Annotated in this window: 1 tRNA gene and 1 rRNA gene; both read right to left on the reverse strand. The window is 52.1% G+C overall.

The annotated features are described in order from the left end of the window. Window positions 1–101 (reverse strand): 5S ribosomal RNA (gene rrf, locus ACW5W4_RS19040); the annotation flags it as partial. A gap of 22 nt (window positions 102–123) precedes the next feature. Continuing rightward, window positions 124–199 (reverse strand) — tRNA-Thr (locus tag ACW5W4_RS19045). Window positions 200–213: the final 14 nt, after the last annotated feature.

Consider the following 213-nt stretch of genomic DNA (forward strand, 5'->3'; position numbering starts at 1 on the left):
TACTCTCGCATGGCGAATGCCACACTACCATCGGCGCTACCGCGTTTCACTTCTGAGTTCGGCATGGGATCAGGTGGTTCCACGGCGCTATTGCCGTCAGGCAAAAGCTGTATTACTTAATAATGGTGCTGATACCCAGAGTCGAACTGGGGACCTCATCCTTACCAAGGATGCGCTCTACCAACTGAGCCATATCAGCACACTAACCGGTAA

This window comes from Aeromonas crassostreae (assembly GCF_054052445.1).